Annotated in this window: 13 protein-coding genes and 1 pseudogene; 10 read left to right on the top strand and 4 right to left on the bottom strand. The window is 73.7% G+C overall.

Going from position 1 to position 13,270, the window contains the following annotated elements; translation table 11 throughout:
- Together OFY01_RS09315 and OFY01_RS09310 are read left to right on the top strand one after the other, a co-directional pair.
- Window positions 1-735 (top strand): polysaccharide deacetylase family protein (locus tag OFY01_RS09315; RefSeq protein WP_266598164.1); only part of this gene is annotated, 735 nt, incomplete at its 5' end.
- A gap of 16 nt (window positions 736-751) precedes the next feature.
- A complete protein-coding gene (locus tag OFY01_RS09310; protein ID WP_266598162.1) occupies window positions 752-913 on the top strand; it encodes a hypothetical protein in 162 nt (53 codons plus the stop codon).
- 30 nt (window positions 914-943) lie between these two features.
- On the opposite strand, the gene OFY01_RS09305 is transcribed toward OFY01_RS09310, so the two are convergent.
- Together OFY01_RS09305 and OFY01_RS09300 are read right to left on the bottom strand one after the other, a co-directional pair.
- Window positions 944-1,612, bottom strand: a complete 669-nt coding sequence (locus tag OFY01_RS09305; RefSeq protein ID WP_266598160.1) for an ABC transporter — start codon at window positions 1,610-1,612, stop codon at window positions 944-946.
- Window positions 1,609-2,553 carry an ABC transporter ATP-binding protein gene (locus OFY01_RS09300; RefSeq protein ID WP_266598158.1) on the bottom strand — a complete coding sequence of 315 codons (945 nt, stop codon included), beginning with the start codon at window positions 2,551-2,553 and terminating at the stop codon, window positions 1,609-1,611. Before OFY01_RS09300 ends, OFY01_RS09305 begins: the two co-directional genes overlap by 4 nt.
- Before the next feature lie 80 nt (window positions 2,554-2,633).
- Here OFY01_RS09300 and OFY01_RS09295 point away from each other — a divergent pair, with 80 nt between their 5' ends.
- Complete coding sequence (locus OFY01_RS09295) at window positions 2,634-3,377, top strand: aminoacyl-tRNA hydrolase (protein WP_407700309.1); 744 nt, start codon at window positions 2,634-2,636, stop codon at window positions 3,375-3,377.
- A 306-nt stretch (window positions 3,378-3,683) separates the two neighbouring features.
- Here the strand turns inward: OFY01_RS09295 and ppsA are convergent, their stop codons facing one another.
- Together ppsA and OFY01_RS09285 are read right to left on the bottom strand one after the other, a co-directional pair.
- Window positions 3,684-6,110 (bottom strand): phosphoenolpyruvate synthase, encoded by a 2,427-nt coding sequence (ppsA, locus tag OFY01_RS09290; RefSeq protein WP_266598156.1) that lies wholly within the window; start codon window positions 6,108-6,110, stop codon window positions 3,684-3,686.
- A 31-nt stretch (window positions 6,111-6,141) separates the two neighbouring features.
- A complete protein-coding gene (locus OFY01_RS09285; protein ID WP_266598155.1) occupies window positions 6,142-6,735 on the bottom strand; it encodes a hydrogenase maturation protease in 594 nt (197 codons plus the stop codon).
- 116 nt (window positions 6,736-6,851) lie between these two features.
- Between OFY01_RS09285 and OFY01_RS09280 the strand changes: the two genes are divergently transcribed.
- The 7 genes and pseudogenes from OFY01_RS09280 to OFY01_RS09250 all read left to right on the top strand — a co-directional run.
- On the top strand, window positions 6,852-8,042 hold the full coding sequence (locus tag OFY01_RS09280; protein WP_266598154.1) for a 4Fe-4S dicluster domain-containing protein: 1,191 nt from the start codon (window positions 6,852-6,854) through the stop codon (window positions 8,040-8,042).
- Window positions 8,039-8,512 (top strand): Crp/Fnr family transcriptional regulator, encoded by a 474-nt coding sequence (locus OFY01_RS09275; protein WP_266598153.1) that lies wholly within the window; start codon window positions 8,039-8,041, stop codon window positions 8,510-8,512. Before OFY01_RS09280 ends, OFY01_RS09275 begins: the two co-directional genes overlap by 4 nt.
- Window positions 8,509-9,315, top strand: coding sequence for an FAD/NAD(P)-binding protein (locus OFY01_RS09270; protein WP_266598152.1), 807 nt, complete (start codon window positions 8,509-8,511; stop codon window positions 9,313-9,315). The genes OFY01_RS09275 and OFY01_RS09270 overlap by 4 nt, the downstream gene beginning before the upstream one ends.
- 1 nt (window position 9,316) lies before the next feature.
- Entirely contained in the window at window positions 9,317-10,132 is an 816-nt protein-coding gene (locus tag OFY01_RS09265) for an NADH-quinone oxidoreductase subunit B family protein (protein WP_266598150.1), read from the top strand.
- Window positions 10,129-11,502 carry a Ni/Fe hydrogenase subunit alpha gene (locus OFY01_RS09260; protein WP_266598148.1) on the top strand — a complete coding sequence of 458 codons (1,374 nt, stop codon included), beginning with the start codon at window positions 10,129-10,131 and terminating at the stop codon, window positions 11,500-11,502. The genes OFY01_RS09265 and OFY01_RS09260 overlap by 4 nt, the downstream gene beginning before the upstream one ends.
- A 204-nt stretch (window positions 11,503-11,706) precedes the next feature.
- A pseudogene (locus OFY01_RS09255) lies at window positions 11,707-12,297 on the top strand (enoyl-CoA hydratase-related protein); the annotation flags it as partial.
- A gap of 103 nt (window positions 12,298-12,400) precedes the next feature.
- On the top strand, window positions 12,401-13,270 hold an 870-nt coding region (locus OFY01_RS09250), incomplete at its 3' end, for a DUF692 domain-containing protein (protein WP_266598146.1).

The raw sequence follows: 13,270 nt of genomic DNA, 5'->3' as shown, positions 1-13,270 counted from the left end.
CCCGCGCCGCCCACGCTCGCGCCGGGCCCGTCCGGTCTCACCCCGGTCTTCAAGCACGGCCCGCGTACGCGGCAGCGGATCGTCGCGCTCACCTTCGACGCCGACATGACGGCCGACGAGGGGCCGCGCGCACGGGCGGGCGAGCACTTCGACAATCCGCAACTCATCTCCACCCTGCGGTCGTTGAAGGTGCCCGCGACGATCTTCATGACCGGGAGCTGGGCCGAGCAGTACCCGGCCGAGGCCAAGGCGATGGGCAGCGACCCGCTCTTCGAGATCGGCAACCACTCGTACAGCCACTACGCGTTCACCGGCGACTGCTACGGCCTGCCGCGCGTGCGGCCCGGACAGATGCGGGCGGAGGTGGAACGCACGGCCGCGGCGTTGCGCAAGGCGGGCGTCGAGCACACGGTGCCGTACTTCCGTTTCCCCGGCGGCTGCTACGACAGCGCCGCGCTGCGCGCGCTCGCTCCCACCGGCGTCACGGCCGTCCAGTGGGACGTGGTGAGCGGTGACGCGTTCGCCAAGGACGCGGACGCGGTGACGCGGCAGGTCCTGGAAGGCGTGCACCCCGGTTCGGTCGTGGTGATGCACTGCACGCGCAGCGCGGCGCCGACGACCGAGCGCGTGGTGCGCGCCGTGGTGCCAGTGCTCCGGGAGCAGGGGTACCGGTTCGTACGGGTCTCCGACCTGATCGGCGCGGCCCGGAAGGCGAGGCCGCACGCCGGGGCGTGACCGTACGCTGGACGACATGACCCAAGCCGAGCACCGCACCGGACCCCCCGCCGACGGCCCCTTCGCCGAGTGCGTGCTGTGCCGGGAGCCGACGGAGTACCCCCGGACCACGAAGGGCGCGACGCTCTGCCCGGTCTGCCAGTGGCAGGAGGCGCAGCGCACGGCCTGCCCGGGCTGACCGACCACGCCCCGCTCGTTCGAGCCGCCCTCAGCGGCGCGACGCGAGCGCGCAGGCGCCCGCCCAGCAGGCCGCGACCGTCGGAACGGCGGCGCCGAGCGGCAGCAGCGGTACGGGGACGACCCCCTGCTCCGAGCCGGTGATCAGCGCCGTGACCGCCGCGCCCGCGGGCGAGCCGGGCACGACGAGGGCGAGCAGCGAGCACAGCAGCATCCCGCAGACCCCGAGCCCGGTGCCGCGCACCACCGGCCACGCCGTCACGGCGCCCACCGCGGCGCCGACCAGCGCGCACACCAGCATGGCGAGCAGTCCCGCCCCCGCGGCCGGGCCCACCGCCACCCGCACCCGGTGGTCATTGCTCGCCCCGTCGCTGACGCTCGCCACGACGGCGGTGGCGAGCGCGCCGAGCAGCGCCGTGGCGAGGAATCCGGCGACCAGGGTCGCCAGGTGCGCGCGCCAGGGCGCCGTCGCGGCCGCGGTGCAACCACGGGCGGCGGACGGCTCGTTCGCGACACAGATCCGGACCAGCCAGGCCCCGACGGGCAGCAGCCCCGCGGCGGCGTAACCGAGCGAGTCGAGCACCGGCTGCCCGCCCTGGACGCCGACGGCGAGGACCGCCGCGTACAGCACGACGGGCGCGAGCCAGCGCTGTGAGCGCAGCAGCAGGGCCGACTGGTAGGCGAGCAGGGCGGTGGTCACGGGCGCTCCGATCGGACGGCCACGGCGTCGGCCGGGGACGCGGCGCGCACGCCGACGACGTGCCACGGCGGCCGGGCGTCGAGCAGCGCCCGCAGCGCGGCATCGGAGTGGCTCGCCGGGACGGTGACGCGTACGGTGCGGGCGTCGACGCGGGTGACGGTGTGCGGGTGGGGCAGGCGGCCGGGGTCCGGGGCGCGCCCGTCGGGACCGCTCACCTCGATGACGACGCGTGGCCCGTTGTGGCCCCTCGTCGGCGGCACGCCGCCCCCGCCGTCGTGCCGCTCGTCCCTGACCTGCCGCAGTCGCACCCCCTCGATCGCGTACACGGCGTCGGGCACGCCCGCCAGCCGGCTCGGGTCGTGGTCGACGAAGACGACCGCGCCACCGGCCGCCGTGCGCTCGGCGACCGCCCGGTCCAGTTCGTCACGGGCGGCGGCGTCGAGCCCGGTCCACGCCTCGTCGAGGACGAGCAGTTCCGGCGCGGCGAGCAGCGCCTGGGCCACGGCGACCTTCTGGCTGCTGCCCTTGGACAGCCGGTCGAGCGGCGTGTTGGCGTAATGGGCGGCGCCGAACCGTTCCAGCCACTGCCCCGCCGCGTCGCGGGCCCGCGCGCGGGCGAGTCCGTGCACGCGGCCCATGTGCGTGAGGTAGCCGATGACGGTGAACGGCAGCGCGGGCGGGAACCGTTCGGGGACGTGGGCGGTACGGGACGGCCGCCCGGTCACACGCCCCTCGCCGGGCGCGTCGATCCCGGCGAGGAGCCGCAACAGCGTCGACTTGCCGGTGCCGTTGGCGCCCCGCACGCGCACCAGGTGACCGGCCGGCACGTCGAGGTCGACGCCGCGCAGCACCCAGGGTCCACGGATGCCGTAGCGGCGCCCGACGCCTCGCAGAGTGAGGCGCCGGTGTGGTGCGGCGGCTGAGGGATCGGCGGTGCGCATGCGGACATCGTCCCGTACGTCGTACGCGTACGGGACGGCAGGCGGAAAACGGTGTGCCCCGGCCTGGCAGACTGAAGGACGTGACCGGTGACACCAGCGACCACCCCACCGCGCCCGCGGCCTTCGACTCGGGCGCTTCCTGCCTGGACGAGGCGCCCCAGTTCGTGCTGCCGCTCGTCGTACGGATCGAGCGCGCGACGCCGCCCGCCCGTACCGACGCCCTCGAGACGGCGGCGCGGGCGGTCCTGACGCTGCTCTCGGACGAGCGCGCGCTCGGCGACGGGGTGTGGGCACAGGCCGTACGGGACTGGGAGGACGCGCGGATCCGCAAGGTGGTGCGGCGGGCCCGGGGCGCGGAGTGGCGGCGCGCGGAGGCGCTGGACGGGATCACCGTGACCGGCGAGACGGCCGAGGTGCGGGTCTTCCCGCCGGTGCCCCTGGACGGGTGGCCCGGGGATCTGGCCCGCCTCCAGGTGTCCGGCACCAACCTCGACGACCCGCGGCACCCGCCCGCCCCCGACCCGGCGGCGCCGGTCCTGTGGCTCAACCCGGGCGTCGAGATGACCGCGGGCAAGACGATGGCGCAGGCCGGGCACGGAGCCCAGCTGGCCTGGTGGGCCCTGTCCGACACGGACCGCGAGCAGTGGCGGGAGGCGGGCTTCCCGCTCTCGGTCCGGGCGGCGGCCGAGGACCGCTGGGGGCCGCTGACCCGTTCGGGACTTCCGGTGGTCCGGGACGCGGGCTTCACGGAGATCGCACCCGGCCCGACCGTCGTCGCCGAGGGCGGCCTCCGCTTCGGCCCGCTGGGTCGCCTCGAAGCGTAGGCGTGGCCTCGTGCCGATCGGCCTGCTGACGGCCCTGCGCATCGTCGAGGACGAGCTGAACCGCGAGCCCGGGGCGCGGTCCGCCCCGGGCGTGCAGCCGCCCCGCACGGCGGTGCTGCGCGTCGCGGCGCCGAGCTGGGTGGAAGGACTACGAGCAGTCCGAGGACTGCCTCCGCACCCGCGACAGCGCCGCCCTGATCGTCGGGCACGGGCCGTTTCTCGTGGACCGGCCGGACGGCGGGCCGCACCGCATGTGTCGACGCGCCGGTCGGTGGTGGAGCGGTGTCGAGACCTCCGCGCGCACTCCTACCCTTCGCGCTCGACCTCGGCGACGTTGTTCCTGACCCGCAGGAAGCTGTCCGGGGTGACGGACATCGAGTCGATGCCCGCGGCGACGAGAAGACGGGCGAAGTCCGGGTCGTCGCTGGGGCGTTGGCCGCAGAGGCCGACCTTGCGGCCCGCCCGGTGGGCGGCCTCGATCAGGGTGCGGATGCTCTCGGTGACGGCCGGGTCCCGCTCGTCGAACAGGTGTGAGAGCCGTTCGGAGTCACGGTCGACGCCGAGGGTGAGCTGGGTGAGGTCGTTGCTGCCGATGGAGAAGCCGTCGAAGCGCTCGGCGAACCGTTCGGCGAGGATGATGTTGGACGGGATCTCCGCCATGACGTAGACCTCAAGACCGTTCCGGCCGCGGACCAGGTCGTGCTCGGCCATCGCCGTGAGGACCTGGTCGGCCTCGTCGAGCGTGCGGCAGAACGGGATCATGACGACCGTGTTGGTGAGCCCCATGGTGTCCCGGACCCGGCGGATGGCGCGGCATTCGAGGCCGAAGCCCTCCCGGTAGCCCTCGCTGTAGTAGCGGCTCGCACCCCGCCAGCCGAGCATGGGGTTCTCCTCCGGCGGCTCGAAGCTCTGCCCTCCGACGAGCCTGGCGTACTCGTTGGTCTTGAAGTCGCTCATCCGCACGATGACCGGCTTCGGCCACCAGGCGGCGGCGATCCGGGCGATGCCGTACGCGAGGCGGTCGACGAAGAACTCGGCCTTGTCGTCGTAGCCGGGGGTGAGGTCGGCGATCCGCCGGCGGACGGCGTCGTCGTCCAGGTCGGCGTAGTGGACCAGGGCCATGGGGTGGATCTTGATGTGGTTGTTGACGAGGAACTCCGTGCGGGCCAGGCCCACGCCGTCGGCAGGCAGTCGCCACCAGCGGAAGGCGGCGGACGGGTTGGCGATGTTGAGCATGACCCCGGTGGTGGTGTCCGGTACCTGGTCGAGGTCGATGTCCCGCTCGTCGAAGTCGAGGAAGCCCTCGTAGACGTGGCCCTCCTCGCCCTCGGCGCAGCTGACGGTGATCTCCTGTCCGTCGGTGAGCGTGCCGGTGGCGTCGCCCGTGCCGACGACGGCCGCCACGCCCAGCTCCCGGCTGACGATCGCGGCGTGCGAGGTGCGCCCACCGTGGTCGGTGACGATGGCCGCCGCCCGTTTCATGATCGGTTCCCAGTCCGGGTCGGTGACGCCCGTGACCAGGACCGAGCCGGGCTCGAAGCGGTCGATCTCCTGGGCGTCGCGCAGGTTGCAGACCTTCCCGGTGGCGATGGCGTCGCCGACGGCCAGGCCGCCGAGCAGCGGTGCGCCGTGTTCCTTCAGCTCGTACGAGCGCAGGTGCGCGGTGTGTTTGCGGGCCTGCACGGTCTCCGGGCGGGCCTGCACGATGTGGAGATCGCCGGTGCGGCCGTCCTTGGCCCACTCGATGTCCATGGGGCGGCCGTAGTGGTTCTCGATCTCCACGGCCCAGCGCGCGAGTCGCAGGACGTCGCGGTCGTCGAGGACGTATGCCGCGCGCTGCTCCTCGGGGGTGTCCACGGTGACCGTGGGTGAGGCGTCGGAGCCGTCCGCCCCACCGTAGACGATCTTGGTCTCCTTGCCGCCGGCCCGCTTCGAGATCACCGGGTCGAGGCCGTCCCGGTCGAGGAGCGGCTTGAAGACCTGGTACTCGTCGGGGTCGACCGTGCCCGAGACGACGGACTCGCCCAGGCCCCACGAGGCGTTGACCAGGACGACGCGGGGGAAGCCGCTGTCGGTGTCGAGGGTGAACATCACGCCCGCCCCGGCCAGGTCGGAGCGGACCATCTGCTGCACGCCGACGGAGAGCGCCACCTTCAGGTGGTCGAAGCCGTTGTGCTCGCGGTAGCTGATGGCCCGGTCGGTGAAGAGCGAGGCGTAGCAGCGCCTGCACGCGTCGAGGAGCGCCGCCTCCCCGGTGATGTTCAGGAACGTCTCCTGCTGTCCGGCGAAGCTCGCCTCGGGCAGGTCCTCGGCGGTGGCGCTGGAGCGGACCGCCACGTCCGGGTCGGTGCGGTCCAGGTGCTCGGCCAGCCGCCGGTAGGCGTCGCGCACGGCGTCGGCCAGGGGCTGCGGAAGCTCGGCGTCGAGGAACATCCGCCGGATGTCGCGGCCCACGTCAGAGAGGGTGGCGCCCTCGTGCAGCGCGTCGATCCGTTCCCGTATCCGGTCGTCGAGGCCGGCCGCCTCCAGGAATGCCCGGTAGGCGTGCGCGGTGGTCGCGAATCCGCCGGGAACGCGTACGCCCCGTGCCGACAGGCTGCCGATCATCTCGCCGAGCGAGGCGTTCTTGCCGCCGACGACGTCCGTGTCGTCGGCCGTGATGTCCTCGAACCACCGGACCAGGTCGCCGTCACCGGTGCCGTTCCTGCTGCCGTTCCTACTGCCGGAAGCCATGGTCTGCCCCTTCCTGACCCCGCCCCACCGATTACCCCGTAGTTCCCTTCTCTCCCGTTGTGCCCGGTGAGGGCAAGGGGCTGGGTGGCCACGGCGAGGGCCGAACGGCCCCCCGGGCCGTGCGGGCGTGCCGGGCGAGTTCGGCGGCGACCGTCTCGGCCAGCGGTTCCACGGCGGCCGCGACCGGGTCCGTGAGGCCGACGCCCTGGGACTCGTCGGCGCCCTCGACCGCGTAGACGATCAGGCGGCCCGGGAGCCGGTCCAACGTACGGGCGAGTTCGACGGCATCCCCCAGACCGAGCCCGTGCGAGCTGGTGGAGCCGATGCCGACGTCCGGGACCCGGGTGCCGTCGCCGTCGAGCTCCAGTCGGTGGACGTGGCCGGGGCGAGCCGGGGTGGCCACCGCCGAGTCGATCACTACGGCCAGTTCCGCGCCTTCCCACAGCGTGATCAGCCGCGCGGGCTCACCGTCGCAGACCGAGAGCGTCGTGCCGTGCGGCAGCGCGTGCCGCTCGGACCTGCGAGCGAGTGCGGCGATCACCGCCCAGCCGGTTGCGTCGTCGTGCCGGAACTCGTTGCCGACACCGATCACGGCGATCCGTGTGCGAGACGTGGGGTCCTCCATGCCACGGACCGTACCTGGGCCGTCCGGGCGACAGACGGATCACTCGGCCCACCTCGGGGGCCGTCGGCCCTGCCGGGTGCCGATCGCGCCTCCATACTGACAGCTGGAGGTGGACCATGACCGACCGTGACACCACCACCGCGGTGATCGGCAAGGACGGTGTCGACGCGCTCATCTCCGTCCTCGCCGGACGCGGCCGTACGGTCGTCGGTCCGACCGTACGAGACGGGGCGATCGTGCTCGCGGAGCTCACCCGCGGCGATGAGCTGCCCTACGGCTGGGGCGTCGAGCTCGAAGCCGGTCACTACCGGCTGCGGGCACGCGAGGACGGTGCCGCGTTCGCCAACAGCGCGGGGCCGAACAGCTGGAAGACGTTTCTGCACCCGCAACGGGAACGGCAGTGGACCGCCGAGCGCCGCACCGGCAGCGGGGACGACACCGACACCGACAGCCGCGAGGCATGGGTGGTCGTGCCCGACGAGACACCGTCGCGGTCGTACGCGTTCCTCGGGGTACGGCCGTGCGATCTGCGGGCCATCGCGATCCAGGACCGTGTCCTGACCGGCGGCCCCTACGCCGACCGGGCGTATCGCGGACGGCGCGAGCGGGCCTTTCTCGTGGTGGTGGAGTGCACCGAACCGGGCGCGACCTGCTTCTGCGTCTCCATGGGTGCCGGCCCCGGCGTGGACGGCGGCAGCGACGCGAGCTACGACCTGGCGCTGACCGAGGTCGTCGACGCGGCGGGCCACCGTTTCCACGTCCGCGCGGGCAGCGCGGAGGGCGCCGCGGTCCTGGCCGAGCTCCCGCACCGCCCGGCGGACGACACCACCGCCGCGGCGGCGCGCGAGCGGGTCGCGGCGGCCGCCGGGCGGATGGGCCGCACCATGCCGGAGGTCGACCTGCGGGCCCTGATGCGCGACAGCCTGGGCGCCGAACGCTGGAACGACGTCGCCGCCCGCTGCCTGACCTGTGGAAACTGCACCATGGTCTGCCCGACCTGCTTCTGCACCAGCGCCGAGGACGTGACCGACCTGACCGGCGACCACACGGAGCGCTGGCGGCGCTGGGAGTCCTGCTTCGACCTGGAGTTCACCCATCTGCCGGGCGGCACCGTGCGTTCCTCGTCGAGCAGCCGCTACCGGCAGTGGTGCACCCATAAGCTCGGCACCTGGCACGACCAGTTCGGCAGTTCGGGATGCGTGGGGTGCGGGCGGTGCGTCGTCTGGTGCCCGGTCGGCATCGACATCACCGAAGAGGCGCACGCCCTCGCCGACGAGCGGGCCGCGGGCGAAGGAGGGACGTCATGAGCGACGGATTCCTCGGCGCGTTCTCCGACGCCCACCGCGAGCGCCTGCTCTCCTTCGCCCGTACGGTGAGCTTCCCCGCGGGCACCCGCGTCTTCGACGAGGACGATCCCGCCCAGCGGTTCTGGGTCCTGCGTCACGGGCACGTCGACCTGGACTGCCACGATCCGGCTCGTGGCGCGCTCGTCGTGGAGACGCTCGGCGAGGGTGAACTCCTCGGCTGGTCCTGGCTGTTCGAGCCGTACCGCTGGCACCTGGGCGCCACCGCGCAGGACGCGGTGACGGCGTACGAGTTCGACGCCGATCCGGTACGGGCGGCCATCGAGCAGGACGCCCGGTTCGGGCTCGCGCTCACCCGGTCCGTCGCCTCGGTGGCGATCGGGCGGCGGCTGCGGGCCTGCCGCATCCGGCTGCTCGATCTGTACCGGCCCACCGACACCGGGCGGGCCTCGGCGGGCGGTGAGCCTCGATGACCACCCCGGCCCCGTACCGGGTGGTGACCCGTACGGTCGAGGCGCCCGATGTCGCGACGCTCGTGCTGGAACCGGCGGGCGACCCGCTCCCGCCGTTCTCCCCCGGCCAGTTCGCCATGCTCTACGCGTTCGGCGTCGGCGACATCCCGGTCTCCGTCTGTGCCGTCGACGGACACCGCCTGACCCATACGATCCGTGCGGTCGGCGCCGTCTCGTCGGCGCTGCACGGGTCCCGGACCGGCGGGACGGTAGGGGTGCGCGGACCGTTCGGCACCGGATGGGGGCTCGACCACGCCGCCGGGCGGGACCTCCTGGTGATCGCCGGAGGCATCGGCCTGGCCCCGCTGCGTCCCGTGGTGCTCGCCGCGCTCGCCGCGCCGGAGCGCCACGGGCGGCTCAACGTACTCGTCGGCGCGCGCGTCCCGGGCGACCTGCTCTACGCGTCGGAGACGGACGCGTGGCGGGAGCGCGGCGCCCGCGTCCTGGTCACCGTCGACCGCCCCGACGCGCGGTGGAACGGCGACGTGGGAGTCGTCACCACCCTGCTGGGACGGGCGGCGTTCACCCCGAGCGACACGACGGCGTTCGTGTGCGGACCCGAGGTGATGATCCGCGCGACCGCCCGCGACCTGGTCGACCGCGGCCTGGACGCGGACCGCGTCCGTGTCTCACTGGAGCGCACGATGCACTGCGGCGTCGGGCACTGCGGACACTGTCAGCTCGGCCCCCTGCTGCTGTGCCGGGACGGCCCGGTCGTCACCTGGGCCGAGGCCCGGTCCCTGCTCCGCGTAAGGGAGTTGTGAGATGCCGGCCGACACCGACCCGTCCACGGCGAGCCGCCCCCGCGGCGGCCGCCCGAAGCTCGCGGTCTGGAAGTTCGCGTCCTGCGACGGCTGTCAGCTGACACTGCTCGACTGCGAGGACGAACTCCTCGGCATCGCGGGACAGGTGGAGATCTCCTACTTCCTGGAGGCGTCCAGCGCTGCGGGACCAGGACCGTACGACCTGTCGCTGGTCGAGGGCTCGATCACCACCGAGGACGACGCCCGGCGCATCCGGCACGTCCGCGAGGTGTCGCGGCGCCTGGTGACCATCGGCGCCTGCGCGACCTCCGGCGGCATCCAGGCACTGCGCAACCACGCCGACGTCACCGAGTTCCTCTCCGTCGTCTACGCCCGCCCCGACTACATCCGCACCCTCGACACCTCCACCGCGATCAGCGCCCACGTCCCGGTCGACTTCGAGCTGCGCGGCTGCCCCATCGACCGCGGCCAGCTGATCGAGGTGATCTGCGCCCACCTCTCCGGACGCACCCCGGACGTGCCCGCCCACAGCGTGTGCTTCGAGTGCAAGCGGCGCGGCACGGTGTGCGTGGTCGTCGCCCGCGGCACGCCCTGCCTCGGTCCGGTCACGCACGCGGGCTGCGGCGCCCTGTGCCCGGCCTACGGGCGCGGCTGCTACGGCTGCTTCGGCCCCTCCGACTCCACCAACTTCCCCGCCTTCGTCCCTCTGCTGCGCCGCGACGGGATGGACACGCTGGACGTACGACGGGTGCTGAGCACGTTCAACACGGCCGCCCCCGAGTTCGACGCGGCCGCACGGAAGGACCCGCAGACGTGACCCACCGCGAATCAAAGGTGCTGCGCGTCGGCTCGCTCACCCGCGTCGAGGGCGAGGGCGCGCTGCACCTGAGCCTGCGCGGGGGCACGGTCGACCGCGCTCGGCTCGACATCTACGAACCGCCGCGCTTCTTCGAGGCGTTCCTGCGCGGACGCGCGTACACCGAGCCGCCGGACATCACCTCACGGGTGTGCGGGATCTGCCCGGTCGCGTACCAGTTGAGCGCCTGCGCCGCGGTGGAGGACGCTTGCGGCGTCGTGGTGGACGGGCAACTGGCGGCGCTGCGGCGCCTGTTGTACTGCGGCGAGTGGATCGAGAGCCATGCCCTGCACATCTGTCTGCTGCACGCGCCGGACTTCCTCGGCGCCGACAGCGCCATCGACCTCGCCCGCACGCGGCGCGAGGACGTCGAGCGCGGCCTGCGCCTGAAGCAGGCGGGCAACGCGATCCTCGACACGCTCGGCGGCCGGGCTATCCACCCCGTCAACGTCCGCCTCGGAGGCTTCCACCGCGTCCCGACCGCCGCCGAACTGCGGCCCCTGGCGCAGCGGTTGCGCCGCGCCCGCGACGACGCCGAGGAGATGGTGCGCTGGGTGGCGGGCTTCGAGTTCCCCGACGCCGCGTCCGGGTGCAACCACGATCTGCTCGCCCTGGCCGAACCGGGCACGTACGCCATCGAGACGGGCACCCCGACCGTGATGCCCGCCCCGGGCTCCGCCGGTCTGCCCGCCGACAGCGACGGCCCGCTGCCCACCCGAACCTTCGCCGTCAGCGCCTTCGGCGACCACGTGGTGGAGCGGCAGGTGCCGCACTCGACCGCGCTGCACTCGCTGCTCGACGGCCGCCGCCATCTGACGGGCCCGCTGGCCCGCTACGCGATCAGCGGCCGATGGCTCTCCCCGCTCGCCCTTGAGGCAGCGCGGGCGGCCGGGCTCGGCGACCCGCGCGACGGCGTGGTCTGCCGCAACCCGTTCCGCAGCATCGTCGTCCGCGCCGTCGAGACCCTGTACGCGGTCGACGAGGCGCTGCGCCTCATCGCGGCCTACCAGCCGCCACCCCGCCCCTTCGTCGAGGTCCCACCGCGCGCCGCCACCGGCCACGGCGCGACCGAGGCGCCGCGCGGCCTGCTCCACCACCGCTACACCTTGGACGCCGACGGCACGCTCACCGAGGCCGTTCTCGTCCCGCCGACCGCGCAGAACCAGGGTGCCATCGAGGAGGACCTGCGGCGCATGGTCGAGGAGCGGCTCGGCGGCGGCGCGGCCACGGACGCCGAGCTGACCGCGCTGTGCGAGCGGGCGATCCGCAACCACGACCCGTGCATCTCCTGCTCCGCCCACTTTCTGCGACTCACCGTCGAGCGCGGCTGAGCGACGGTCACCCTGGGATGCGTCATCATCGCCAGGACGAGGCCCGGTCCCGGCACGGAGGGCCATGGGGCCATCAGGGAAGGCCCTACCCGGCCCGGAGGTTGTTGCGGTGCGGATCCTGCTGATCGCCCGTGCGTTCAACAGCTTGAGCCAACGCGTCTTCGCCGAGCTGCGTGATCACGGCCACGACGTGGCGGTGGAGCTCTCGTCGAGGCGCTGCTGACCACGACGGACCGGCTGGTCGTCGCGGCGCTCGGCGGCGACGCCGCGGCGGGCGGCGCGGTCCTCGCGCTCGCCGCCGACGACGTGTGGTGCCGGCGCGGCGCCGTGCTCAATCCGCACTACCGCCTGATGGGGTTGCACGGCTCGGAGTTCTGGACCTACACGCTGCCGCGCAGGGTCGGCGCCGCGCAGACCGAGCGGCTGATGCGGCGCGCCCTGCCGGTCAGCGCGGCCGCCGCGGTCGACCTGGGCCTTGCCGACCGGGTCGTCGACGCCGCGTCGCGGGAGTTCGCGGGGCGCGTCAGGGATCTGGCCCTGGGCGTGGCCGCGTCCACCCCGCTGCAGCGGCGGGTCAGCGAGAAGAAGGCGGTACGGGAACGGGACGAAGCCGCCAGACCGCTGCGCGCCTACCGGGAGGACGAACTGGCGCACATGCGGCGGGACGTCGCCCCGGGGGCTCCGTCCCACGCGCTGCGCCGCGCCTTCGTCCGCCACGAGCAGGCGACCGGCACTCCGCCGCATCTACGGGACGCGGCGATCGGCCGCGGCGGGCCCGGCGAACCTCAAATCTAGCTCTGAACGTCTCTTCCTCCGGGTTCGCGCGGGTAAGCGAGGTCATGACACAGGTACGCGGGGGCGGGGGAGCCCACCGCCATGTGCGAGGAGGGGGACGGGCATGCAGCACCTTGGCACCGGGATCGGCTGGCGGCCGGAGATCGCCGACGCGGTCGAGGCGATGCCGGGCATCGACTGGGTCGAGGCCGTCGCGGAGAACGTCTGTCCGGGCCGTCTGCCCGATTCCCTGGAGCGGCTGCGCGGGCGCGGCGTCACCGTCGTGCCGCACGGCGTGTCGCTGGGGCTCGGTGGCGCGGACCGGCCCGACGAGCGGCGCCTCGCCGATCTCGCCGCGCGCGCCGAGGCGCTCGGCGCGCCGCTGGTTTCCGAGCACATCGCCTTCGTACGGGCCGGGGGCGCGCGCACCGCGTCGCGGCTCCTCGAGGCCGGGCATCTGCTGCCGGTGCCGCGCACCCGTGACGCGCTCGACGTGCTGTGCGAGAACGTGCGGATCGCGCAGGACGCGCTGCCGGTGCCGCTGGCGGTGGAGAACATCGCGGCGCTGTTCGGCTGGCCGGGCGAGGAACTGTCGCAGGGGCAGTTCCTGTACGAGTTGGTGGAGCGCACCGGCGTACGTCTCCTGATCGACGTGGCCAATCTGCACACCAACCACGTCAACCGCGGCGAGGATCCGGCCAAGGCGCTCGACGAACTGCCCGTGGAGGCCATCGCGTACGTGCACGTGGCGGGCGGGTTCGAGCGGGACGGCGTGTGGCACGACAGCCACGCGCACCCCGTTTCGCAGCCGGTCCTCGACGTGCTGGCCGACCTGGCGTCCCGAGTGACGCCGCCCGGTGTGCTGCTCGAACGCGACGAGAACTTCCCCGACGACCTGGGCGAGTTGGAGCGGGAGGTGGCGGCGGTCCGGGAGACGGTCGCGGCCGCCGCGGCCCCGGGGCCGGAACCGGCGGCCCCGTGTCCGGCCCCGGCG

It is taken from the genome of Streptomyces beihaiensis (assembly GCF_026274175.1).
GTDB classification, from domain to species: Bacteria; Actinomycetota; Actinomycetes; order Streptomycetales; family Streptomycetaceae; genus Streptomyces; species Streptomyces beihaiensis.
Note: the sequence above shows the minus strand (reverse complement) of the source record. Positions and strands in the feature narration are given on the sequence as shown.